The following is a 24,753-nucleotide window of genomic DNA, read 5'->3' as shown; positions in this document are numbered from 1 at the left end:
TAAATAAAAAATGATATTAACTTTTTATTTGCAATATTTTCTAATTTTTTAATAGAAAGCTATAATTTCCTCAGATTCTTCTAAACTCTTATTACCAATAGGTTTTATTTTGTAGCCTAATGAAGTGAGAAAATCAAGACATTGTTTATGAAGCTCATCACTATGGGTTGCTAAAAATATAGTTGGATGGGCATTCATTAGCATATTTTTAGCACCAGTCAAAACCTTGATTTCTGCACCTTCTACATCAATTTTTATGTAGTTAGGCTTAGGAATTTCTCCTTTAGCGATTAAGTGATCAAGGCTAACTGTTTTAACTTCCAGAGTACCTTTTGATGATAATTGTCCTTGAAAACTAGAGGAATTTAATTCAAAATAATCAATGCCAGTGGTATCAGAAACAGCTGACTCCATAACAGTAACGTTAGATATCCGGTTTAATTGCAGATGCTGTTTTAGATACTTAAAATTAGTAGGCATTGGTTCAAATGCAAACACTTTGCCTTGAGAACCAACTAATGTTGAGGCTAAAAGTGTATAAAATCCAGTATGCGCTCCTAGATCAAATACAATACTTCCCTCTGTAATAGTTTGCTCAAAGAGAATTTGCTTGTCGTATTCATAGCTGCCTAACCAGCAACCATGTTGACTTGAACCAGTAATCCATTGCTTACCTTTGAGTCTCCCTTGTAAGATAGGTAAAACTGTTGTTGGTGGAATCAGGTTTAGTGGCCAGCGCAAAAGCTTCCCGAAAAAAGATTTATTAGAAATTCCAGATATATTCATGGTAAATTTCACCTACAATTTTTACAATTTAGCCAAAAATAATTTTTGAGAAAGCAATAAGTAATTTTATTATATATGTTGGTGATAATTTGATTTAAAAGCTTTTGTATAGTTTTTCATATTGTCCTATAATTACATTAGCTGAAAAATATTTTTCAACACGTTCACGGCAGTTATAACGGTTGATATTTGGTAGGTTTTCAATAGCTATTAAAGCGTCCTCAATATTATCGATTAAATAACCATCAATACCTTGACGTACAATCTCTGGTAATGCGCCTCTGGGGCAAGATATCACAGGAGTTCCACAAGCCAAGGCTTCAGCAAAAACAATTCCGAAAGGTTCCTCCCATTCTATAGGGACAATCATTGCCGCAGCTTGTCCTAGAAGTTCATTTTTCTGGATGTCGTTTACAGCCCCAACATATTCAATTCCATCCTTTCCCAAATGAGGGACAATTTCTTCTTGCCAATATTTACCAGCTTCCCCATTTGTACCGTGATTACCTGCAATGATTAGCTTGCGTCCCGTTTTTTTGGCAATGGCGATCGCTGTATGCGCTCCTTTAATCCGTTCTACTCGACTGAGAAATACTAATGGTGCGTCGGGGGCTACCTTGGGCTGAAAGGTATACTTTTCTATCTCGACGCAGTTGTGAATGGTATGCCAAACGCCGCCAGAAGTCCGTCCAATGCCACAAATGTAATCACTACAACCTGTAAAAGTCAAAGAACCCTTGGCAAGTTTGACACCCCAGCTAGTAGTGCTATGGCTGGGATATCGCTGATAAGACATCACCTTGGGGAGACGAGAGGGTAAAAGGGGTAATAAATAAAAGATGCGCGAGAAACTATGGATAATATCAGGCTGAAACTGCTGCACTGCTGACCATAGAGTGATTGTATTTTGTAGGGCATCAACTTTATTTTGCGATCGCTTCCCTCGCCAACTAAAAGACTGATTTGCTGGTGATGTGGAATCAGGGTGAGCAACAAGCCCAACTTTATGTCCACGAGCCTGTAATCCTGTGACAAGTAAATCAACAATACGCTCAATCCCACCATAAAGTTTTGGCGGTACTGGTAATTCTGGATCAGCAGTAAGCAGGATTTTCATAGCTACGATTTAATTATTTTAAAGCGCTTTTTATCGAGATCAAAAAATTTTGTTTCTCTGTATCCCAGTTATAAATTTTTCTACCTAATTCCCAAGCTTTAGCACGAGCTAAGTGTAATTTCTCTGGGTCGGAAAACCACTTATCCAACGCAATGGCTATTACTGCTGGTTCATCAATATTGACTAATAAAGCTGCTGCTGTTAATTTTTCATAGATTTCTTCTTGGGCAGGCGTTTTGCTCATCAATATAGGCAAACCTGCCAAAATATAAGTAAAAATTTTGTTTGTTAGACAGATAGCTCGATTCAAGGGTTGAGTTAATTCTAGGCATAAGCCCAGGTCATGAGAGGCTGCTAGGCGCACCATTTCCGCCGGGGGTGCAGGGGGAAGCAAATGGAGGCGATCGCTCACTCCCATTTTTTGCCCTAACTCCATGATCTGTTCTGAGTATCCAGCAGCCAGAAGACCACGCAGATGTAACTGTACACGGGTCTGCATTTGCCCCATTGCCTGGATAATTGCTTCAATTCCCCTACCAGGGCCAATGGTTTGGGAAAACCAGTAAAGCGATGGTTCTGAGGCTTTGCGTTCACAGGGTGATGTAGGTGCTTCTGACAGGGGACAAACATTAAGGATGGGCTGCATTTCTACCCCGTAACGTTTAGCGTAGGCAGCCGCAATTCCTGGTGAAGCAGCTGTTAAGTGATGACAACGGGGTAAAAAAGTACGTTCAATGCGATCGCGCACTGCAATTTCTGCCTGATACTCTGGTGTATCGGGTAATTCCCCAGTATGAAAGTCTTCAGCATCAAAACCTAATCTAGCTTGGTGACGTTGGGCTGCGATCGCTGCGGCGGGAAGTGCTGCTAAATTATGAGCAATGTAGAGGTCGGCAGGTTCAGCCGCAGCAGCCTTGGCAAGCTGAAAACTTACTGAACTATGCGTCCAAATAGCAATTGATATGTGGGGAATCCAACCAGTTTTGGTTATCCGGCGTGCAACATCTTGCCATAGCCGACGCACTAAATAAATCGGTCTTGACCCTAAGCCCACCTGAAACCAAGCCCAAGGAGCTTGTGACAGAATCGTTTCATCTAAGGGACGAATAGCTGTCATATAATCTCCGGCAACCACTCTGACTTGAAAGCCAGCTTCATGCAAAGCATTCGCTTCTTTCACCAATCGAGGGTTAGAAGCAACATGACCAGGACTAACTAGACAGACCCGTTGCTGTTTCATAGGGTATATCCCGCCGTTTCTAATCCATCCAGCATTTTTTCAATCAAAGTGCGGCGATAATCAGACCATTGCCAACTAGCAGCAGTTTCTAGCGCAGCTTGTCGCATAGCTTTGAGTTCTTGTCTATGGGTTAAACACCACTCCAAGGCTTCTGCTAAAGCCTCAACATCGCCGGCAGGAATAATCAAACCGTTAACACCATGTTTTACCAAATCAGCCGCACCAGCCCGGCTAGTCGTGATAACTGGTAAACCTTGGGCAAATGCTTCAGTCACGACCATACCGAAGCCATCACATAAAGTAGGAAAAACTAGTACATCAGCTTGGCGATAAAGTTCATAAAGTTCAGAACGGGGAACAGTCCCAGAGATTTTGATTTCCCTTGGTAAATCATGAATCAAAGAATTTGGTAATGCTAAAGCACCAAACACATCTAAACGAGCGCTAGAACCTGGCTGAAGTTTTTTCCAAGCTTTCAATAGATAATGAGCGCCTTTACGAATACTGAAAGTCCCAGCCCAAAAGAATCGCATAGACTCTGTTTCAGAGCTACCCTGAGAAACTTCACTGGTAATTGGTGGCGCTCCATAGGGTACAACTCTAACTTTTGCCACATCTAAACCAGCCGTAGCATAGGAAGCTTTCGTAAATTCTGAATTGGCAATGACAACATCTGCTAACTCCCATTCTTGCCTACGCCACTGGGTGCGACTTTCTTGAAGAGTCAGAACATATTTCCAGTAAGCAGTATTGAGTTCTGGATAATCTTTAATTTCTTCATTGAGAAGATGAGTCACAAAATCATGTTCTGGTGCAGGCACATCATAAATACACGCCATGTTGTGTTTTTTGGCAGCTTGAAAGGTTTCCACACAAGCTGTCTCGTAACTATACACCGCTTTAGCACCTGCTAGAGCAGAACGAGCAACCCATTGGTCAAAACCCTTATTACCCCAGTGAAACACAACATCTGTAAGTCTTTTATCTTTATCTAAGCGGCTTATTAACAAACGGATGATCTCAGGCCAAGGGTAATCTTTGACTAGAGATAGAGGAAATTCAGTAACAGAACGGCGTGATAGCTGTTTACTTAAATCAAATTTAAATAACTTGGCTAGAGAATTAAGAGAATTTAACCATTGAGTATCAGGACGATATACAAGTGTAGTTGTATATTGATTTAACATTCCTGTTTCAAATAATGCCCTACCAACTTGCTGCACAAAAGGAGTGGGAGCAGGATGTGAAAGGGTAATTGATTGAGAATATTTTACTTCAAGCATATAATTATTAAATTAATAAGAAAATTAAGCCATAAATTTTAAAAATAAACATATAAGAAAATTTAGCTTTTTTCTTTATGAATTAAAAATTATTCTGTCTTTTAATTTTGATAATTTCCAACCAAGGGCAGCTTCACCATATCCATATTTATAAACTTGTTTTTGAACTTGTTTTGCCAACTTCCAGCCCAAACAAGCAGACATTAGTTTAAACATTGGCCCACCGGACGGTGTGAGATCAGAACCACCAAAAGCTTGAACCTTGGCTTCTGCTCTATTTTGCAAATCTGGTACATCAGGATAGACCTCATAAATAAAACGTTGGAAAACAGTAGCACAAGCATGGCGTGTGCGTGGACTGTCTTCTTTTAGTAAAAGATTATTTGTACCAAGTTCTAGAGCTAAAAAAGCAGATTCCCAGGCTTTGCGAGATTTAGAACCACTAAGACTATTGTTATTTCCTGACCTGTAGTAAGTTCTGGCTTCTTTACAAAATTTCACTCCTTGACTCGCCAGTAAAATTCTAGTGAAATAATCAAAATCGTTAATTAAGGACAATTGTTCATTCCAAGAACCTGCTTGCTCTGCAATTTTACGTGGAACTAACCAAGCAGCACCGTGCATCATGTAATGTCCTTCCCAAGCAGAAATTAGCCAGTCAACTGGTGACATATCTGCCCAAAGAGGTTGAGGAATAAACAAAGCTTCTTGAGGCGATTTATAAAATCTTGCCCATTCGCCTGATGCTACAAATTCAGAATTGCTATCACCCAAAAGCTGAATTTGGCGTTCAATCTTGTCAGGTGCAAGCAAGTCATCAGCATCTAAATATTCGATAAAATCTCCTTGGGCTTCTTGGAACGCTCGATTTTCTGCTGCACTTTGTCCTGTATTTTCTTGATTAATAATTTTAACTTTAGATGATGTAAAACTTTTAGCTACTGCTAATGTATTATCTTTTGAACCATCATCTACTAAAATGATTTCTATATTTTTCCATGTTTGCGCTAAAGCAGATTCAATGGTTTCTGCAAGCCATTGTTCTACATTGTAACAAGGTATAAGTATTGAAACTAAAGGTTTCATAGAATTTATTTTATAAGATTTACTATTTTCTTTATGACAATCACAGATTAATATTAAATAATATGTTTCCAGGCATATCGGAAATAACCAGGCTTAGAATCTGCGACATAGTGATGTAAAACTGCTTGAGGCTGAATCACTTCCTCTTGATTAGGCATAACTATATAATCTTCTGCTGGAACTACCGTACACTTCTTACCTGCTAAAAACATAGCACTTAGACATTGAGTGACATTATAGTGAGTTCCTTCTGTTTCTATCAAATTTTTCAACCAATATTCAATTTGTTCCCAATCAATATCTTCACTTTTTAAACCAAAAATTCCAATATTTACTAAATCTGGAATCTTTGCACCAGCTAAAGATGTCATTAAATCTTGTGGATAACCATAAGCATTAAAAATATCTACCATATAGCAGGGGTAGTCTGGAAATTTCAACCAATTTAACAAGAAAGTTGGCGGTTTAAAGAAAAGCATATCTGAATCTAAAAACAGCTTCCACCCTTGTGAGCCTACGTGAAAATCAGTTAATTTACGTAAAAGAGGCTGCTTTAAACGTCGCTCTCTTAGATAAGGAAATTTGCTCGTTGGTAAATAGTTATCTAGTATAGGTTCTATATCTTTTAGATATAATATTTTAGCATTAGGGAATATTCTAATAATTTCGTTTATATGTATTTCTTCTAATGTTCCATCGTCATAAATAATTGGTCGAATATTTGTTTGTGTTTGGTCAATCATCGAATAAGCACAAAAACAAGTTTGATACCAATACTTCTTACCAGTCATGAAATAAATATCTAAAATATCAGAAGATTGGTTAACAGAAATCGAAGGCAATTGGAAAGTAGCATTTTCCATTCGCTTTTTTCCAACATTAGTTAGGTAAGTATTAATAAATCCCCAACGCATAAGTTTTTCTAAATAACCCTTAGGTGCATAATAGAGTCTATAAAATGCAACTCCTAAACCCAGTTTTCTAGCTATATGTTTAAAATTATATTTTTCAATATCAGTAGACATTGTTAATTTCATCTCCTATCATAAAAACAAATTAGCTTGACCTTCAAATATGCCACAGGCTCCTTGCCAAAGAATATATGAAGCCTCATTCTTCCATGCTTGATATATAAAAAATGCCTTCAATTTTCTGGGTAACAGAGTCCATCGAGAAATCTTCTTCCAGGGTCTGATACCGTGCATATCTAAAACTTGAACCCAGGAACGATTGATGGCTCGCTTAATTCCAGCTAAATATTCTTTAGTTAAACGATTTTTAGGAATTAGGTGTGTCAGCTTTAGTTGGGGAAAGTATCCTATTGACCAACCAGATTCTAACAAAGTCATAACAATGTCATTATCTTCCCCTGAAGTTAATTTTTTACCAGTACGTCCTAAACTTAAGCCGTCAATATTGTTTTGAATGCGCTGGAAATATGTTGCAAATGCTGTCTTTCTTAAAACTAGACCTGCTCCAATTGGTGCAAAATCAGGATATTTTTTATTTTCAATATCTTTTTGTGTCCATGAGCAAACTTTAATTTCTTCACCTAAATCTCTACATCCTAAACTAATGCCTAATTCATGAAACCAATACTCTGGTTCGGTTTCAAATTCTGCAATAGATTTACCACCAATTGCCCCTATATAAGGATTTAGCTGCAAAATTTCTGCTGTGTTCTTTAAATAATTTTCTTCAATGACGTTATCATCATCAACGAAAACAATAATTTCATTAACTGATTCTCTAAAAGCTCTTATTCTAGCTGCTGTTAATCCTAAATTTTCTTCCCTAATATGCCTTGCTTTTGGATGCCAAGTGATATCTATTTCTTTTGATAAAACGCGCTCGCTAGCATTATCTATTAGTAAAAATTCCCATTCTTCTTTTGACAGAGTTTGAGATTTTAAAGAGTTTAAAACTCTATCAAGATAATCCCTACGAGGATTATGAGTACAGATTATTACACTGATTAAATTTTTCATGAACTTGTATCATTAGATAATTTCAGACTCTCTTGAAGAATATCATCAAAATTTCTTTTCTAATCTAAGTTGCATCTGTTTTTTTTGGATTTAAAGGTTTATCAAAAATATGCTTAGAAGATATTTTCTTACTTAAATCGAGATTTGAGTGAATTAATAGGATTTTCAATTATCTGCCAAGATAAAGCAGAGATCAACACAGTCGCTAAAATTTTATATATGATTTGCATTTCTATTGAACTAGGATATGGTAAGTGCAGAATTTTGAATAGTTTAGGATAAAAAATAATTACATTAATAAAATTATGGAATAAATATATTCCATAACTAATTTTACCCAAATAAATAATGAATTTTGCTGTTAATATTTTCCCTATAACTCCCTTAAATCCATTAGAAGCGTTAATTATTAACCATGTAGAGATTAAAGTATAAGCATTTAAATCCAAAATTATCAAATAGTATTCACGGTTAAATTTACCAATATCTGGGGATGATGCTCTTAAAACATAGGCAGTTATCAAAATGAATAAGCCTATTATTAATCCATAATTACCTACTTTATTTAAGGATATTTTAGAGAAAGAAGATTCCCAATTATAATATGCTATCAACGCTCCAAATCCTAAAGCATCAAAATTTGATGTAGTAAAAGCTATTGCAGCAGTATCAGCACCTATAAGCAAAAAAAGTATACGAGATATAGGAGCTATTGCTATTGTTAGTAGTATTATTGGTTTTAAATGTTTTCTGTCTGCAAAAATAATAATAAAAGGCCAGATAAGATAAAACTGAATTTCTACGGCTAAAGTCCAAAAATGAGAGGCATATCCAATCCAGCCATTAAACGAAATATAAATGTTTGATAAATAGCTTATATGCCAAAATAAATGTTGCCTAATGTTGCCAATATTAAAAATTGATACAATTAAAATAGTTATGTAGTATATTGGCAGAATGCGTAGAACTCTTCGCAAATAAAATTTTCTGATCAATGACCAGGTATTTTTATTCTCTAAGTCAATTTGATTTTTATAAACTAATAAACCAATAGTTACTAAAAAACCACTAAGAACAAAGAAAAGTCTAACACCCATTCCTCCCCAAGGGAAAATACGATAAAGAAAGTTATCCTCGGGAATATAGTGGGCCATCATTATAAAAAAAACAGCGAATGCACGTAAAGCATCCAGTTGCGGCATATAAGATAACGTGCCGATATGATTTTTTATATTCATAAATTTATATGTTTGGCTTTTCTGCAACTACTATATAGTTTTTGCAGTATCCAGATACTACGTTTTTATATTTGATATCTAACCAGGAAAATATGAATGATAAAAGCTTAAACAAGGGTCTAGAAATTAGGACTACGCTAGTTCCAATCAAACCAGAGAAACTACCGCCATAAAATCTTGGATTAGCCGGAAGGGACTTTGAAGCTGTTTCTAATTGATAAGCTAAGGTTCCATAATATCCTTCAAGTCGCTCTATTTTTTTAATTTCAAATCCAATTTTTTCAAATAAATATTTATGACCAAATTGAGTATATCTGTAAAAATCGTATGGAATTCCATGTTCCTCATAAAAAAAAGGTGCTGAAAGCCATAACTGACCATTGGGTTTCAATACTCTATATAGCTCTTTTAAAGTTGCTTCAGGTTCGGGAATATGTTCTATAACCTGATTGCAAATAACTAAATCATATTTATTATTTTCAACAGGTATAGATGTTAAATCACATACATAGTCTATTTCTCCGTATTCTGAATCAAACTGGCAGAAATCAGCAGATTCATACTGAACATGAGAAAACAAAGGTTTGTATGGACAGTTACCAGCACCTGCATCAAGGATAATAGCTGTGCTGGGAAGGGATTCAGCCGCTTCTCTAACAAACTTTTCTAGATAAAATCTAGAGGAATTAAATTGAGTTGTTTTTCTTGGTTCCATTATCTATTAGCTATTCAAAAAATTAGCTTTTAAAGTTAATTATTAATCACTCTCTTTCCTAACTCGTGTCTTTTCTTAATAGCTCGAATGTAACTAGCTTCCTGTAAAGTTGCAATTCGTTCTAAGTTATATTCACTAAGAACGCGATCGCGTGATACTTGTCCTAACTGCATACGCAATTTTGGATTTTTAAGTAATTCAACAACAGCATCAGCAATTTTTTCAGGTGCATGAGGAGGAACTAATAACCCTGCTTTGCCATCATCCAACATATCCAACATACCACCCGCGCTACTGCCTACTACTCCCCGACCTGCTGCCATTGCTTCTAGACATACGTTGGGGAAATTTTCCCAGCGACTTGGAAAGACACACACATCAGTATTAGCTAAAAAAGAAGGAATCGAATCAAGAGAGATAGAACCTGTAAATTCTAGAGATTTGCTATAGCGTTTCAATTTCTTCTCTATGTATTGCCGCATATCTAAGCCTGGCTCAGGTGAAGGCCAAAACGCACCAATAAAGCGAAATTTTGTATTTGGACAATGTTGCAAAATTTTTGGTATTGCTTGAGCAAGTTCAAGAATACCTTTACGAATTTCTAAACGTCCAATAAATGTTACTGCATCAGTATGAGTTTCAATTGGAATATTTAAAAGTTCTTGGGTAGGTATATACGGATTAGGTATATGAAATACCTTTTCTGAAGGTAATTGCCATTCGGCAATCAACTTATTACCTAGTGCTTGTGAAGGAGTTGTAATCTCATCAGCATCTAAAGTATGTAAACGCTCAATATCAGTATGTGGATCATAGTACAAAGATACAAAAGGTTTTGGTTTTTCTCCTCGGCGTAATGCACCCACAAACCTACGAACTTTCATCTTTAAAGATGGCTCAACATAATTGATACCATCAATCATAAAAGTTGGAGTATGCAGCTTAATAACAAGTGCAATATCTGGAGTAATTTCTACAGAGCCTTTTGTATGAGCGCCTGCCTCTGCTCCTTCAATGACATCGAAATTAACAGTAGCATGGCGTTCAGCAAATATTTTACCTATCCGAGCCGAAAAATCACGTCTATTTTTACGATTTTCTTCAATGATACGATGAATTTTAATTCCATCTTCTATATAAGTTCCACTCCTATGAGGACTAGCAGTAAATACCTCTATATAATGTCCTCTTTGATTTAGCATTTTTGCTAACTGATACATATAAGTAGCAATACCACCATAGGCAGTATCAGGGGGATATTCATAACTAATAAGCGCTATTTTTATATTCATTAATATGAAGATATTTATTTTTTATAAAACTAAATTTTATTAAATATGGAGAATTGTGATTTCCATCTATTTATGGAATCTTTAGGCATTTTGATTTCTACTTTCGATGGGTTTTCAATCCATTGAGCAATCCTCGGAAAATCTTCACGTTCACAAGTTGGTAGATTGGTATCTTTAGCTATTTCTTTAGCTCTACTATCTATTTCTATGATTAAAGAGCGCTTTTTTGCTAAAAGGCATTTAATACCGCCATGTAATCTTGTTCCTATATAGTCAAATGAAACACCGGAATTGATGAATTCATTGAATACACTATAGGAGTGGTTTAACATGACAACTGGTATTGCTAGATTAGAAACTAGACTTGATACGTATTTTTGATCACCTCTCCCTTGAGGCCATACAAATACTTTTTCATATTTGGTAGCTATTAGCTCTAATAATTTTTGATCTAATTCTGGACTTTGTGAATAATCCGTCAGCATTAATAATACATTTGCAGATTTTTCTGAGGGGATATCTTGGCAGTTCATATCTATAAACGGCCACATTGTTGGACAAGCAGTATTAATTACATTCTTAATTCCTGCCGATTCAAGTTTTTCTTTAGTATAGTTATCTCTAACAGAATGTATTTGTTTAGTTGAGAGTGCTGCGCGTAAGGAAATTCTGGTATATAGGTTCGGTCTAACCTGATATCTTTCCCAACCAACGCCAAACAGAATTGCTTTTCTCAAAATAATTTTTTGCAATAGAGATACCTTCCATTGCTTGTAATAATCCATTCTAGAACCTAATAAATTTGTTCCACCAACAAAAATTAGTGGACAACTAGTAGCTGTTAGGATATGAGATATTGTGGGAAATTCATGAGTAGCAATGTTTATAAATTCTCCATGAGTAAATAATCTATTTAGTTCTCTAGTTACAGCTTCCTGAATAATTAAATCACCTAAATTTGCACTTGGCACACCTTGATTATTTTCTAACCCTGGATCAAATAAACAAATTTTCATATATTAATTATGTATTACTTTAAAAATATTTTTAAATATAAAAACTTAAATATTACCTATGTTTAATTTTTAACTTACTTGTTATGTTTAAACTGGTAAAATCCATCTATGATGTATACAAACAGAGCCATATCCACTACCAACTGCAATAGGTCGTCCTCGCAGGTCTCCTGGCTCAACATCTACGATAGTTACTGCATCTATAGCATCTTGTAATTCGCCATCACTAAGGATGGCTACATTCATACGATAGCGTCCAGGCACAATTCCTAACTCATCAAGCTCGCAAATGCAAGTTTTACCAACTTGTGGATTGGTTAAATCTTGTGTACCGTGAATCATACTATTAAAGTTGATCACTGGCTGACCATATTGATCATAAAGTGTAAAAATGCACGATAGTTTTGGCCTGATATCTGTTAAATAAAATTCAAATCGGGCAGGTCTGCCAGTTGCTAAAGTGGTTGATGAGTAATCATCACCTGTAGTGATTTTTATATGTGATAACTTTACTAAACCTTTGCCACGCCGATCAGTTCTTTCTAATAAATTCTCTGTAACTGCTCCTTCGAGAGATTTGAGATAAGTGCTGATAGCTATGTATGCGCTATCATCTATTTCTACACTGCCTCTTTGTAAAAAGATGCCACGATTACAAAGTGTTTGTACTACTGCTATATTGTGGCTAACAAATAAAATGGTTCGACCTTCTTTACCAACTTCCTCCATTTTGCCTAAACACTTTTTTTGAAACTGCACATCTCCCACAGCTAGTACTTCGTCTACAATCAAAACTTCTGGTTCTAAATGCGCTGCCACTGCAAATGCCAAACGCACGTACATTCCTGATGAATATCGTTTGACTGGTGTGTCTAAGAATTTCTCGACCTCTGCGAAGGCTACAATTTCATCAAACTTGCTCTTAATCTCCGCCTTACTCATCCCTAAAATTGCACCATTAAGGTAAATATTTTCCCTTCCGGTTAACTCTGGGTGAAAGCCTGTACCTACTTCTAGTAAACTAGCAACTCTTCCTTTAATCTTGATACTGCCTTTTGTTGGTTCAGTAATGCGGCTGAGAATTTTTAAAAGGGTGGATTTACCTGCACCGTTGCGCCCAATAATTCCAACTCTATCTCCTTGTTTAATTTCAAAAGAGATATCTTTTAACGCCCAAAATTCTTCTTGGTAATTTGTAGATTTAAATTTTTGATTTTGAAAAGATTTGAGTAGACCTTTAGTACCATTCGCTATCACATCTCTGATAGTAGAGTATTTCTCCTGTTGTTGGTGTCCAATAATATATTTTTTATCAAGGTTTTCTACTCGAATTATAGTGTCTGACATTGGTTTTTAGTTATCAGTTATCAAATTCATTTTTTAATAAATAGAAATAATGTAAAGGCTCGCATCCATCACAAAACTTACTAGTGCGATCGCCCATCCTAAAATTACTCTAAAGTATCTGGATCTACACCGAGCGATCGCAATCTTTGAGCCAATCGTTCAGCCCTTTGCCTTTCTTGTTCAGCCCTTTGGTATTCTTGTTCGGCTCGTTCCTCCAAAGTGGGAATCCAATTACCTGTAACATCATACCAACGCAGCCATAAACCTTCTGTTTGTTGATAGCTTCCCTGCCAAACGCCTAAACCTAACTCTAATTCCTCAAACCAGAATTTCGGCTCGGCAAGTGCTACTGCTTGATATCGCGTTCCTGTTAATTGAAACACTCGCAACAAATTGTGATAGCGGTCAAACACAACGTAGTAAGGAATGCGTAAATTCTGTTCATACACTTGCCATTTTGTCGGCGGCTTGTTGGCATCCCTTAACGTCTGTCCTAAATCTTCTGCCTCTGTACCGGGGGAGAGTAATTCTACCACTAAAAATGGTGCGATCGCTTCTTGCCAAACAACGTAGCTGAGGCGCATTTCTTGTTGCTGTTGAGCGCGAGATACCCCTAATACTAAGAACCAATCTGGTCTTTTATGCCACAATCGATTGCGAGCATCATAGTACAAGTTTAAGTCTGTACCAATGAACATTTCCCCACTAGGGTAATTTGCTGGTTGGCAGGTTTCTCGCAATAGTTGGGGTTGGAAATTGTGAAATTCATCGGGCAAACCAGGCTCCTCTGGGTCTTCGCTGGGAAGATCATACATTGTGGGTAGGACTTCACTGGGGGGAAGTGGTGGGTTAGTTTGGTACATGGCAGTCTTTCTTTCCCAGGATGATCTACTTTATTCTATGTGATTACCGATAATTTCAGATAGCTAAGACTAGATCACATCTGCAAATGTTCGCTCCATTTTCCGGAAGTACCAAATTCCACTAATTAATAGTAGAAATACTAGTGCCAAAGATAGGAAAAAGCCTGGTAGATATAAGTTCGATTCCCCACCTAAAATTGCCCAGCGAAAACCATCAATTACACCAACAATTGGGTTTAATGAGTACACAAATCGCCACTGGTCTGGGACTATGGTGCTACTAAATCCCACTGGGGATATGTATAAACCAAACTGCACAATAAAGGGGACAATATAGCGAAAGTCTCGATATTTAACATTCAAGGAAGCTAACCATAATCCTGCACCCATTGATGCAGCAAAGGCAATAGCAATAAAAAATGGTAATGTCACAATGCGCCAAGTAGGAACAAAGTTGTACCAAGCCATTAATCCTAGTAAAATTATTCCCGAAATCATGAAGTCTACAAAGCTAACTACCACGGCACTAGTCGGTACTATCAGACGGGGAAAGTAAACTTTTGAGATTAAATTGGCGTTACCTATCAAACTATTGCTGCACTCTGAAAGAGAATTAGAGAAGAATTGCCACGGTAACATTGCTGAGAATACTAAAATTGGATAAGGCGCACCTTGGGAAGGTAACTTTGCTAACTGTCCAAAGACGACGGAAAACACTACCATCGTCAGAAATGGTCGAATTAATGCCCAAGCAATCCCAATCGCAGTTTGTTTATACCTTACTAAAATGTCACGCCAAGCCAGAAAATAGAATAATTCTCTATAGCGCCATATATCTTTCCAATACTGCTGTTCGGTGCGCCCCGCTTCAATCACCAACTCTTGTTTGGAGCTAATATTTGTACTACTACTCATAAGTTATTGATTGAAGATTAATACCTTAATTCACAGATTGGAAACCACTCAGACCTTGATAATTTACATCTCTGGAACTCCTCCGCGTGAACTCACTAACGGAAGGATTGCCCTGAGAATTAACCACTCCTGTTACTTGCTGCCATAGTTCTTGCGGTGCTAGAGAAATATCATAGCTACGATCGCCAGACTTACGAACGTAATACCATTTTGTCTGTTGACATTCTTCACACCAAAAAGCTTCTAACCATTCCCCTTCTATAGAAACTGTCGTTTGATTTGCTACTAGCATTAAAGCATTTCGCCGGCTCATGCCTCGTTGCTGTAATTGACCTGCTTGGTCAGCAAATATTTTATATTTCTGGCTAACGCTATCAAGATAGCATCCATGAATCGGGCAGTAGATAGCCCGTCGTTTAGAACGTTTCCGATTTTGGTCACACCTTCTCTGCAATTCCACCTCCTGTATACATAAAAACAATGAGCCAGGAAGGCTACGTTGGAGGGACTGAGATCATATAGACCATCGAAGACCAACTCCTAAATAAGAACTACCAAAATATTCAATTACAATGATGAGTTTCTTTCTTCCTGTTACATTTGTTGCTTGATTATTTCACAACTATTGTAATTTGAGAAAGTTATTTTTCCTGAGATAAAGAACTTGTTTATATTGAAATAAATTTAATTTCAATTTGTTCTTAATCTTAGATTAGTCTCATGATAGTTTTATACCATGTAGTTGAACATTTTGCGCTCTTGTTATTCCGAATTATTGGAAATTACTAAATTTTAATAACTCCAATATGCTTACTTTACATTGCTTTGTGGTACTGTCATTACCTCATCAAACAATACTGCCTGTTGCAAAACACGTAAGTATTGTTGAGATATAACTTTGGGGGTGAAGTGCGATCGCATATACTGACGACCAGCTTTGCCCATCCGTTCACCTATTTGGGGGTCACGGCTGAGAAAGCGAATAAATTGTGCTAAACCTTGACCGTCACCATTATCGAATGCGCTGCCACAGTCAGCTTCAGCTATAATTTCTCTCAGATATGACGACTGAGAACAGACTACAGCAATCGGTCGTCCAGAAGCTAAAGCTGAGTAGAGTTTGCTAGGCACAACTAAACCCTCTGTAATTGCATCCACACTCACTAGTGATAAATCACAAGCCGTTAAGGAATGGGGCAGTACTTGCTTATCTTGATAAGGTAGAAAGGTAAAATTGTTCAACCCTAAGCGATTCACATCTCTAATTAATTCCTCACGTTTGGCACCACCACCAATGCAGACAAACTGAATTGGCTCATCTTGTAGTTGCTTTGCGGCTTCTAACATGGTGTCAATATCATGGCAACGACCCATATTGCCAGAATACAACACGGTGAATTTGTTAACTAAATTGTACTCGTGGGCAAACCAATTTTCTTCTTTGGGAATCGGCACGATCGCATCCGGGTTAGCCCAGCTATGTATTACCGAAACTTTATCAGCTACTTCGGGACAATGTGCTACTATCTTTTGCTTCATCGCCGGGCTAAGTACCACAATCCCCTTAGCTTTTAGCCAAACCTGTCTGTTAATTGCATTCCACATCCGTGCCAGCCAACTATGCCTAGACACTACCCCTAGCGCGATCGCAATATCTGGATATAGGTCGTAGAGTATGCAGACATAGGGTAATCGAAACAGCAAATAAGCCAAATACCCAATGACTGGTAAAAATGGTGGAGCTGTAGTAACTAATAATACATTGTTACGCCGCCATGCCCTCAGCATATACAGTAAAGCCCGTAAAGTATATAGGACACCATTAACAGCTTTACCACGAATCCTACCTGGCCAAAGTTGAGCAGTACGCGATCGCTGAATTCTAACTCTGTCTGCCCATTCAACTGCTGGGGCTGTCTGAGATTGAAACGCATAACCAGGTTGGCTAGTAAATACCTCAATATCCACTCCTTGCTGTCCTAACTGTTTCACTAGTTCTTCAATTAACTGCCCTGTAGGAGCATAATCTGGTGGAAAAAACTGAGTGAGTACGGACAATTTGATGGCTTTTTGAGTTTTCAGGCGAGGCTGATTTTCAGCTTCTCTTGGAGTAGAAATGGATTGCACAAATTTATTATTAATCCATTCGTTAAGTCTCATCGGCTGTGTCCTAGTTGAGAATGTAGAAATTTTGTTGATGACACTACCGAACTGCTCAAGCCATTAATTTTATAGATATGAAGCTAGCCTGGATCAACAAATTTTATTAACTTTTGTTTCTTCAGGTTTATATTAGATTAATTATATGCTTTTAGGAAATCACCTCATCTACTTATATTGTTCAGTGGAGCTAGGTAATTTCTCTGGCTAATAATTATCCATTAATAATCTTAGGAAGTGCTTCTTTTTAAGATATGGGAACACAAAGGAGAAATAAAAAAGCACTATTAATAATTAGTATTCCTAAGAGCTTGTCTTTACTGTTCAGTGTAACTAGTCTATTTCTCTAATGAAGTAATTTATAAAGCAATAATTGCTTGTGTATTGCGATCGCTTGAGAACGCTAGAAGCTTCACAGTGAGTGAATAGGACTAAACACTTTATGTGTGTGTTACTTATATAAAACTGTTATTCTTACTTGATAATTTTTTTTCAAATATTTATCTCCTAATATTTTTACTGACTAAGTGTAATCACGAAATATACGATACCATGTTTTAAAGATGACTAGTATCCTTCATAAAAAATTCATTTTTCTAAAACGTTTTTTAGATGTTTCTTCATATAAGGCACAGTTTATTTTGTATTAAATTTTATGTAGGGCGAGCATTTTATACTTAATAAATCAGACTTATACTTAATTGTTAAAATACTCGTAGAGTGAGAATTTCCCAGCAAAACCATCATGCAGTGAGCATTTTCTACTCTACAGATACTAATTCTGCCAAAAAGCCAGCAAATTCGATTGCTATGGTTTCCAAGTTGTGTTCATACATCCTTAATGATTCATGCAACAATAACTAATCTCATTATTAAAAGTCATTGAGACAACAACTACAGTAATAAATTTACTCTAGTTCTAATTGTTACTTATTTACCAGTAACCGAGTAAATTATACGTAAGTAGTGCCTAAGTAATCTAGCCTATAGATAATCTATAACTAGAATAGTGAAATCTTTACACTACAGAAGCACTATGTAAATTACGATCTGTGTATTAAAAGCAATTTATTAGGTATGAAAATATTTTTTCAACAAAATGTATATTAAGTTACATTTTTTTAAACATTCTGTAAAATAACCTTCATGACTAATAGTTAAAATTTATGAATAAACAATCTTACCAAACCTTAAATACTGAAAATAACGGCAACTCTAAACCTTTATTTGCTCAACCACAACCAATTCCTGTTCCGTGGAGCGAAGAACAAGAAGATAATTTCAGTATACAAGATTGGCTTAACGTAGTCAGGCGGCGATCGCTAGTCATCATAGGTGTATCTGCCACCGTTATGGTAGCGGTGTTTGCCAATGTGATGCTAAGTAAGCAGCCAATAGAATATGAAAGCAACTTTTTTGTATTAGTGGAACCAGTTAATGATGATAGCGAGGTAGTAAATATTGTTAAAGATACGAATTCAAGAAACTCAACACTAGATTACGACAGCCAAATTATAGTTCTAAAAAGCCCTGAAGTGATGAGAAACACACTTCAGGAGTTAAGGACATCCTATCCAGAGATTACTTATCCATCACTACTCAAATCCCTAACTATTAATCGGGTAGGAGAAACTAAAATCATAGAAACACGCTATCGAGGCAATGATCCAAATCAGATTAAAACAGTATTAGATCTGCTTGTCAAAGATTATTTAGAATATAGCCAAGAAAGACGGCAAACTAAGTTAAGGCAAGGGATTCAATTTATTGATCAACAGTTGCCATCCATCCAAAAGCGAGTTGATCAAATCCAACAAGAACTGCAATTTTTTCGACAGAGATACAATTTTAACAATCCAGAAAAGCAAGGAGATTCCCTTGATGGACAAGCAGGTTCTCTAGCTGGAACACAACAAAATCTTAATTTACAGTTAACACAAATTCGTAATCAATTAAATCTTCTCCAGACAGAAGATGGAAAAACAACTATACTCAATAGCGCTTCTTTATATCAGCAACTTTTGAATCAGATAACGCAATTAGATACTCAAATTGCTACAGATTCAACACTTTTAGAGAACGAAAACCCCAGGCTGCAAACATTGAAAGAAAAACGAGCTAGTCTCCTGCCAGTATTGCAACGGGAGAAACAGCGTTTTCTGGATGTCAGAACAGCAGAATTGAAAACTCAACTCCAAGCCCTAGAAGTACAAAGCCAAGAAATCGCTAAAATATCACAGCAGCTTGAACAACAACGCAAGCAAGTGCCAATTTTGGCGCGACAATATACAGAAATACAACGCAGATTACAGTTTGCCAATGAAAGCTTAAATCGTTTTTTATCAACACGCGAAAATTTACAAATTCAGATATCTCAAACAGAATTAGGTTGGCAGTTAATCCAACCACCTACTCAGCCAAAGCTGGTTACAGCTTCTAGTAGATTACGCAATTTAATTATAGGCTTGTTTGTAAGTATAGCAATAGGTCTTGGTATCGCTTTATTACTAGAAAAGACTGACAATACTTACCATAGTGTGCTAAAGCTTAAAGAGAAAGTAAATATACCCTTGTTAGGGAATGTTCCTTTTGACAATGAAGTCAAATCTCTTCAGTCTAGTACTTCCAAATCTCAATTCTTTCCAATTAAAGTATTTAATTCCTTACTAGAAGGTAGTCAAGATTCTAATGTTTCAATTGCTCAAGAGTATAGTAGTTATTCAACTGAATTCTTAGATGCTTTAAGATTTCTTTATACAAATATTCAACAAATCAAATCTAATTCTCAAGTACGTTCTTTAGTTGTTAGTTCGGTTATGGCTGGTGATGGAAAATCCATCGTCGCTTTTTATCTAGCTCAAACAGCCACAGCAATGGGGCTGCGAGTACTATTGGTAGATGCTAACCTCCGGAACCCGATGATTCACAACTTAGCAAACTTAAAGAACCTATGGGGATTGAGTAGTTTATTATCTACAAATTTACCAGTAAGTGAAGTCATTCATCAGCTACCTTCTATGGAGCAACTATCTATCATCACTGCTGGCCCCGCACCTGAAGACCCAATCAAATTACTTGCTTCGGAAAAAATGAAGCAATTAATGGTAGATTTTGAAAATAATTATGACTTTGTAATTTACGATGCTCCCCACTTCTTTGGACTATCTGATGTTAGTGTGATATCACCTCATACAGATGGGGTTTTGATGGTAGTCAGGATCAACAAAACAGATGCGTCAGTGATAGAGCAAGCTTTAGATTATCTCAAGATTTTGCCTTTAAATATATTGGGTGTGGTTAGTAACAGTTAAAAAGTAGTTTATAAGTATATCGGTTATTTGATTTCAGCAGGCTAACCAATAACAGTAATAAAAGAACGATAGGATTCATATTTGATTTTTGAAATATACGTAGGGTGAGCAATGCTCACTCTACACATACTGAGATTTTTTTCAATTAAATCAGATTTATATATGCTGCTATTAACAGCATTGTGATGTTACAAAGCTTGTAAAAATTCAGCCTTTATTCTTACTCATACCCAATAGTTTTGAGAAAAAAAGAATGTGTAAAAAATCAATAAATTTTAAGATAATTAAATATTTAATTTTGATAAATACTTGATGAAGTTACAGTGTATACCTATTGATTTACTGAAAATTACACCCTATATTTTTAATACACTGTCTTTTCAGTTTCTAGTAAATGATGAAGTATACCTCGGTTTTTTCTGCTTTATTAATAGGAGCGAGCGTTGCAGTTACAGCCTCTGCTTTTGCTCCGGCTCAAGCTATTAGCATAACCACAGCACCTGGGGCAGGTGGTAATCCTTCTGGACAGACTCTGTATCAAGCGGAAATTTCTAAAGCTAATGACATCGGTAAAACTTTTGAGATCGATTGGTATTTAGCAACAGGAACCTATCCTCCAAATACTCTCACACAGCCGTTAAGTGCTACATCAACCTGGACAATTGTTAACTTTACTAATAATGCCCTAACGTTGCAGATTAGCCTTACAAACACAACTCCAACGACTCCAAATGACATAAATGCACGTCTGACCTCATATGCATTTGGAGTAAATCCCGAAGCCACAAGTATCGACTTCAGCGATGGTTCTAATACTGATACAGATGCTTTTGGCGAAGCTAGACTAAACCCAAATCCAACGATCCCTTCTTTTAACCAAGTTGATATCGATGTGTGTTTCATTGCTGGTAATAACTGTGCTGGTGGTGGGGGCGGAGGTTTGCTTTCAGGTCAAACCGATGTCATGAACCTGACAGTAAATGGAAACTTTACTGACGATAAAGCTTTCCTACAATTCTTTGCTGCTAGATTCCAAACTGGCGAAGGTAGTTATGTACTAGCCGGTAAACCTGGTGAACCCGTTCCCGAACCAATCACCATGCTTGGTCTTGGTGTAGGTACAGCCGGATTGGGAGCTTTAAAACGTAAGTATGGCAACAAAGAAGCCAAAGCAAAAGTAGCAGTTTAATCAAAGTCCAGATAAGTTTGATTAAGCCAACAGTAAGGCTAGATTTTCTACAGAGTGTATAATTTGCCAAATAGACATCTTAATAATTAAGTCATGTCAAGCCTGACAAAAATACTACTTTTAACATTTGAGTGTATTCCCTATTTTTTTTAAGCAAATATTTTGGATTATTCGGTTACTTTTAAAGATAATTAATAGTAAACTGCCAGTTTAATAAACTGCGTAATTTAAAATTGCTAAAGTTACGAAAGCCATATCCAAGCCTTTTAGTTAACTTGAGTTTCTTATTAATTCCTTCTACAGTACCACTTGTATTTCTATCATCAAAATAACCGACTATTTCACTAAACTATCTAACTATTGTACCTATACTTTTCGGAAAATATAAAAGTGGCTCATACATCCAATCTATAGGAATCCGATTTGATTTTTGTTGGTGTAGCCTGCGCTTGCGCTGAAAAATCTCAGTATGTGTAGTGGCGTGACACGATTAAAATGTTGCAATAGAAATTATTTCTATCCGCGTTCATCTGCGTTTAATTCCATCCTAATATTCAACAACATCATACCTAATCATCAACAAGATGGCAGATAGGGGAATGAAAAGATTTTTTTTGTGTTATAAAACTCACAGAAATTTATCTTAGCGGAAGGCTACTCTATGGAGCCAGAAAATCTGGGACGTTTGAAAGAGTACGGCGAACTTATTCTTCAAAAATTAGATTTTGTTCCTCAATCTCCCTCCCAACTTGAAGATTGGGTTCCGGCTAGTCTGGATGATTGCCTTTTACGTCTGCGGGAAGCTGCCCAAAAAACGGTAGAATTGGCTACTTCGCCCGTAAAAATTGGCGTGATGGGAGAATTTAGTAGTGGTAAAACTCTTCTGTTGGGTAGCCTCATCGGCTATGCAGATGCTTTACCCATTAGCGAAAATCCCACTACAGGTAATGTCACAGCAATTCATCTTATTCCCCATCCTGGCTTTACTACTACTCAAGTTGGTAACTTCACCGTAGAGTATCTGACACGAGAGGGGGTAAATGAGTGCTTACGCTTCATGTTAGGAGAAGCCAACCGTCGGACAATAGCAGCCGGACTTCCAGCGATACAACCGGCAAAACTCAATTCTGGGAAAGAAATTCTCGGCTGGTGCGAAGCGACTTGGAATAGTAGTAATAATTTAGAATTGCGTTATATTTTGCGGGAGTTGGTGCTGTTTATCCGCGCCTATAGTTCCTATGGGGAAGCACTCTGTGGCGGACGTTACGAAATTGATCCTACAGCCGCCCGTGAAGGTTTGCAATTGGCGGAACAGCCTTTGGCTATCCAAACCCTGGGCTTTGGAGATTTACCGCCAGCCCATATCCGTCTACCAAGTCCACCGCAAAATTTACCTACAAAATTATTACAGAATAGTTTTCCCTTAATTCGCCGCGTTGATATCGAAGTGAAAATCTCTAGGGAAATTTGGGATATTACGGACGCTTCCGAATTTATTATCTTGGATTTTCCGGGATTGGGTGCGGCTAATTCTGGTGCTAGAGATACGTTCTTATCATTGCGGGAATTAGCAGAAGTACAAACGATTCTGGTACTGCTCAATGGTAAATCGCCGGGGAGCGATCGCGCGAATAAAATTTTCACGATGATGCAGCAGCAACGCCCAGGACAAGACCTCAAAGATTTGATTCTAGTGGGGGTGGGACGGTTTGACCAGTTACCGTTGGAAAGTGAAGGCGGCGAAAGACAACTTGACCAATTAATTGACGAGAGTCAAACGCCAAATTTAACAGCTGACAAGGTTTTACAAAAACTGAGAGTTTTGCAAACCACCATCGACGGTGCGAGTGCATTCACCACCAACAAAGACCGCATTGTGTTGTTATCGCCATTGTTGGGACTGGCGGAACTAGCTAAACGTTCCAGCAGTGTGAAAGCTGGTTCGCCGGAATTTTTAGCTAACTTGGACTATCCCAATTACTTGGAGAGGCCGAAACAGTTGCAGCAAAAGTGGGGATATTTGAGCGATCGCCTGTTAGAATCAGATCCACGCAGTCATTTAAGTCGCAAGTTAGGTTACTTTGCTCAAGACGGGGGTATCGCCAAGCTGCGGGAATTGATGCAAAATCACGTCGCCACTCACGGACTTAAGCAACTGTATGCAGATACTAGCCGCGCCGCCGAAAATTTACGGCAACAACAGGATAATCTCAAAAATATCATCGCCGAAATTCACGAACAAGGCATACCCACAGGTGACAGTCCCGCTTTAATTGATTTGCGGAATGCGCTGGAGAATTTAGATAAAACTTACCGCAACTTCCAGAAAGATTTAGGTAAAGAACCACTCAAAGACCGTCGGGGAATTGTGGTCAGCGATGTGGTGAAAGATGAATTGACTTTTAGAATCTTGAGTTGGAATCATTGGACTTTGTTATTTAACAAAGCCAGTAATGGCACAATCACCATTACAGAATCAAAAGGTGCAGCAGGTAAGCTATTTGATAGGGGAAATAGAACTAATACCAGTATCCCTACCAAGAGTGATGACTTTTATCCAGCCTTTGAAAAGACAGTTAAAGAACTAGAAGAATTTGCCCGTGATCGCATCCGTCAAGCGGTGGTAGACTTACTGAGTAAATTATCCCAACAAATCGCCCCAGAAAGAGAGCGTTTGCAAGCGCTACTCAACCCAGAAATAGAACAAGATATTGAGAGCAAATTTGGTGGAGAAGAAGCTGATTTATTTTACCAATTATTGTTAGGTAGCGACCCTATTCAATGGCAAGCAGCAATCATATCGGAAATTAATCATCAAGAAAAATTCCTCACCCCAGATATCATGTTTCCTCTGGCGCGTCAGGATGAAAAACACAATATTGGTCAAATCTTTGATTGGTCGCCCGAAAAATCACAAACTATATCTAAGTCTAGTAACCATCAAATGTTTGTGCTAAGACTACGGGATGAAATTACTGCTAGTGCCAGCTTACATTTGGTGCAATATGTTAGCGAAGTTAATCAAAGAGTCAATGCTGAATTAGAAGGAATTTTAGATCAAATTATTCCTACGTTGCAAAATATCTCTAAAAAAGATGGCTTGCTGAGATTTATTGCTGCTGGTGATACCCAATCTCCAGGTGCAGTTCCCACTTGGTTGCAAAATCTCTCGGAAATTGCCGATTTAGCAGTCAATTCTTAGTAATG

The 24,753-nt window shown here is 37.2% G+C and carries 19 protein-coding genes and 1 pseudogene; 3 read left to right on the top strand and 17 right to left on the bottom strand.

Annotated features, from left to right (window positions below):
* Positions 1–48: 48 nt before the first annotated feature.
* The 16 genes from H6G18_RS15115 to H6G18_RS15040 form a co-directional block, all read right to left on the bottom strand.
* Positions 49–786 (bottom strand): FkbM family methyltransferase, encoded by a 738-nt coding sequence (locus H6G18_RS15115; protein WP_190407919.1) that lies wholly within the window; start codon positions 784–786, stop codon positions 49–51.
* A gap of 94 nt (positions 787–880) precedes the next feature.
* Positions 881–1,903 carry a glycosyltransferase gene (locus tag H6G18_RS15110; protein WP_190407918.1) on the bottom strand — a complete coding sequence of 341 codons (1,023 nt, stop codon included), beginning with the start codon at positions 1,901–1,903 and terminating at the stop codon, positions 881–883.
* Positions 1,904–1,916: 13 nt separating this feature from the next.
* On the bottom strand, positions 1,917–3,143 hold the full coding sequence (locus H6G18_RS15105; protein WP_190407917.1) for a glycosyltransferase: 1,227 nt from the start codon (positions 3,141–3,143) through the stop codon (positions 1,917–1,919).
* Positions 3,140–4,426 (bottom strand): glycosyltransferase family 4 protein, encoded by a 1,287-nt coding sequence (locus tag H6G18_RS15100; protein WP_190407916.1) that lies wholly within the window; start codon positions 4,424–4,426, stop codon positions 3,140–3,142. The genes H6G18_RS15105 and H6G18_RS15100 overlap by 4 nt, the downstream gene beginning before the upstream one ends.
* Positions 4,427–4,501: 75 nt before the next feature.
* Positions 4,502–5,512, bottom strand: coding sequence for a glycosyltransferase family 2 protein (locus tag H6G18_RS15095; RefSeq protein ID WP_190407915.1), 1,011 nt, complete (start codon positions 5,510–5,512; stop codon positions 4,502–4,504).
* Between the two features lie 53 nt (positions 5,513–5,565).
* The gene (locus H6G18_RS15090; protein WP_190407914.1) at positions 5,566–6,537 is read right to left on the bottom strand and encodes a glycosyl transferase; all 972 of its coding nucleotides are present in this window, start codon (positions 6,535–6,537) and stop codon (positions 5,566–5,568) included.
* 18 nt (positions 6,538–6,555) lie between these two features.
* Complete coding sequence (locus H6G18_RS15085) at positions 6,556–7,500, bottom strand: glycosyltransferase (RefSeq protein WP_190407913.1); 945 nt, start codon at positions 7,498–7,500, stop codon at positions 6,556–6,558.
* 128 nt (positions 7,501–7,628) lie between these two features.
* The gene (locus H6G18_RS15080) at positions 7,629–8,702 is read right to left on the bottom strand and encodes an acyltransferase family protein (protein ID WP_190407912.1); all 1,074 of its coding nucleotides are present in this window, start codon (positions 8,700–8,702) and stop codon (positions 7,629–7,631) included.
* A gap of 40 nt (positions 8,703–8,742) precedes the next feature.
* Positions 8,743–9,453: a class I SAM-dependent methyltransferase gene (locus H6G18_RS15075; RefSeq protein WP_190407911.1), complete on the bottom strand. Its 711-nt coding sequence runs from the start codon at positions 9,451–9,453 to the stop codon at positions 8,743–8,745.
* A 35-nt stretch (positions 9,454–9,488) separates the two neighbouring features.
* Entirely contained in the window at positions 9,489–10,745 is a 1,257-nt protein-coding gene (locus H6G18_RS15070; RefSeq protein ID WP_199311705.1) for a glycosyltransferase family 4 protein, read from the bottom strand.
* Between the two features lie 29 nt (positions 10,746–10,774).
* A complete protein-coding gene (locus H6G18_RS15065; protein WP_190407910.1) occupies positions 10,775–11,761 on the bottom strand; it encodes a polysaccharide pyruvyl transferase family protein in 987 nt (328 codons plus the stop codon).
* Between the two features lie 87 nt (positions 11,762–11,848).
* Complete coding sequence (locus H6G18_RS15060) at positions 11,849–13,108, bottom strand: ABC transporter ATP-binding protein (protein ID WP_190407909.1); 1,260 nt, start codon at positions 13,106–13,108, stop codon at positions 11,849–11,851.
* Between the two features lie 104 nt (positions 13,109–13,212).
* Positions 13,213–13,971: a Uma2 family endonuclease gene (locus H6G18_RS15055; protein WP_190407908.1), complete on the bottom strand. Its 759-nt coding sequence runs from the start codon at positions 13,969–13,971 to the stop codon at positions 13,213–13,215.
* Between the two features lie 69 nt (positions 13,972–14,040).
* Positions 14,041–14,886 carry an ABC transporter permease gene (locus H6G18_RS15050; protein WP_190407907.1) on the bottom strand — a complete coding sequence of 282 codons (846 nt, stop codon included), beginning with the start codon at positions 14,884–14,886 and terminating at the stop codon, positions 14,041–14,043.
* A gap of 25 nt (positions 14,887–14,911) precedes the next feature.
* Positions 14,912–15,340 (bottom strand): hypothetical protein, encoded by a 429-nt coding sequence (locus tag H6G18_RS15045; RefSeq protein WP_190407906.1) that lies wholly within the window; start codon positions 15,338–15,340, stop codon positions 14,912–14,914.
* Positions 15,341–15,696: 356 nt separating this feature from the next.
* Positions 15,697–17,046 (bottom strand): glycosyltransferase family 4 protein, encoded by a 1,350-nt coding sequence (locus H6G18_RS15040; protein WP_190407905.1) that lies wholly within the window; start codon positions 17,044–17,046, stop codon positions 15,697–15,699.
* A 1,166-nt stretch (positions 17,047–18,212) separates the two neighbouring features.
* Between H6G18_RS15040 and H6G18_RS15035 the strand changes: the two genes are divergently transcribed.
* Both H6G18_RS15035 and H6G18_RS15030 read left to right on the top strand, forming a co-directional pair.
* On the top strand, positions 18,213–20,357 hold the full coding sequence (locus H6G18_RS15035) for a GumC family protein (RefSeq protein ID WP_190407904.1): 2,145 nt from the start codon (positions 18,213–18,215) through the stop codon (positions 20,355–20,357).
* Positions 20,358–20,751: 394 nt separating this feature from the next.
* On the top strand, positions 20,752–21,546 hold the full coding sequence (locus H6G18_RS15030) for a cistern family PEP-CTERM protein (protein WP_190407903.1): 795 nt from the start codon (positions 20,752–20,754) through the stop codon (positions 21,544–21,546).
* 181 nt (positions 21,547–21,727) lie between these two features.
* Here H6G18_RS15030 and H6G18_RS15025 read toward each other — a convergent pair.
* Positions 21,728–21,958: pseudogene (locus H6G18_RS15025) on the bottom strand (transposase); the annotation flags it as partial.
* 249 nt (positions 21,959–22,207) lie between these two features.
* On the opposite strand from H6G18_RS15025, the gene H6G18_RS15020 reads away from it, so the two are divergent.
* Positions 22,208–24,748 (top strand): proteasome protein, encoded by a 2,541-nt coding sequence (locus H6G18_RS15020; RefSeq protein ID WP_190407902.1) that lies wholly within the window; start codon positions 22,208–22,210, stop codon positions 24,746–24,748.
* Positions 24,749–24,753 lie beyond the last annotated feature (5 nt).

The sequence above is a fragment of the Anabaena subtropica FACHB-260 genome (assembly GCF_014697105.1).
GTDB lineage: Bacteria > Cyanobacteriota > Cyanobacteriia > Cyanobacteriales > Nostocaceae > Trichormus > Trichormus subtropicus.
This window is presented reverse-complemented; position numbering and strand designations above follow the sequence as displayed.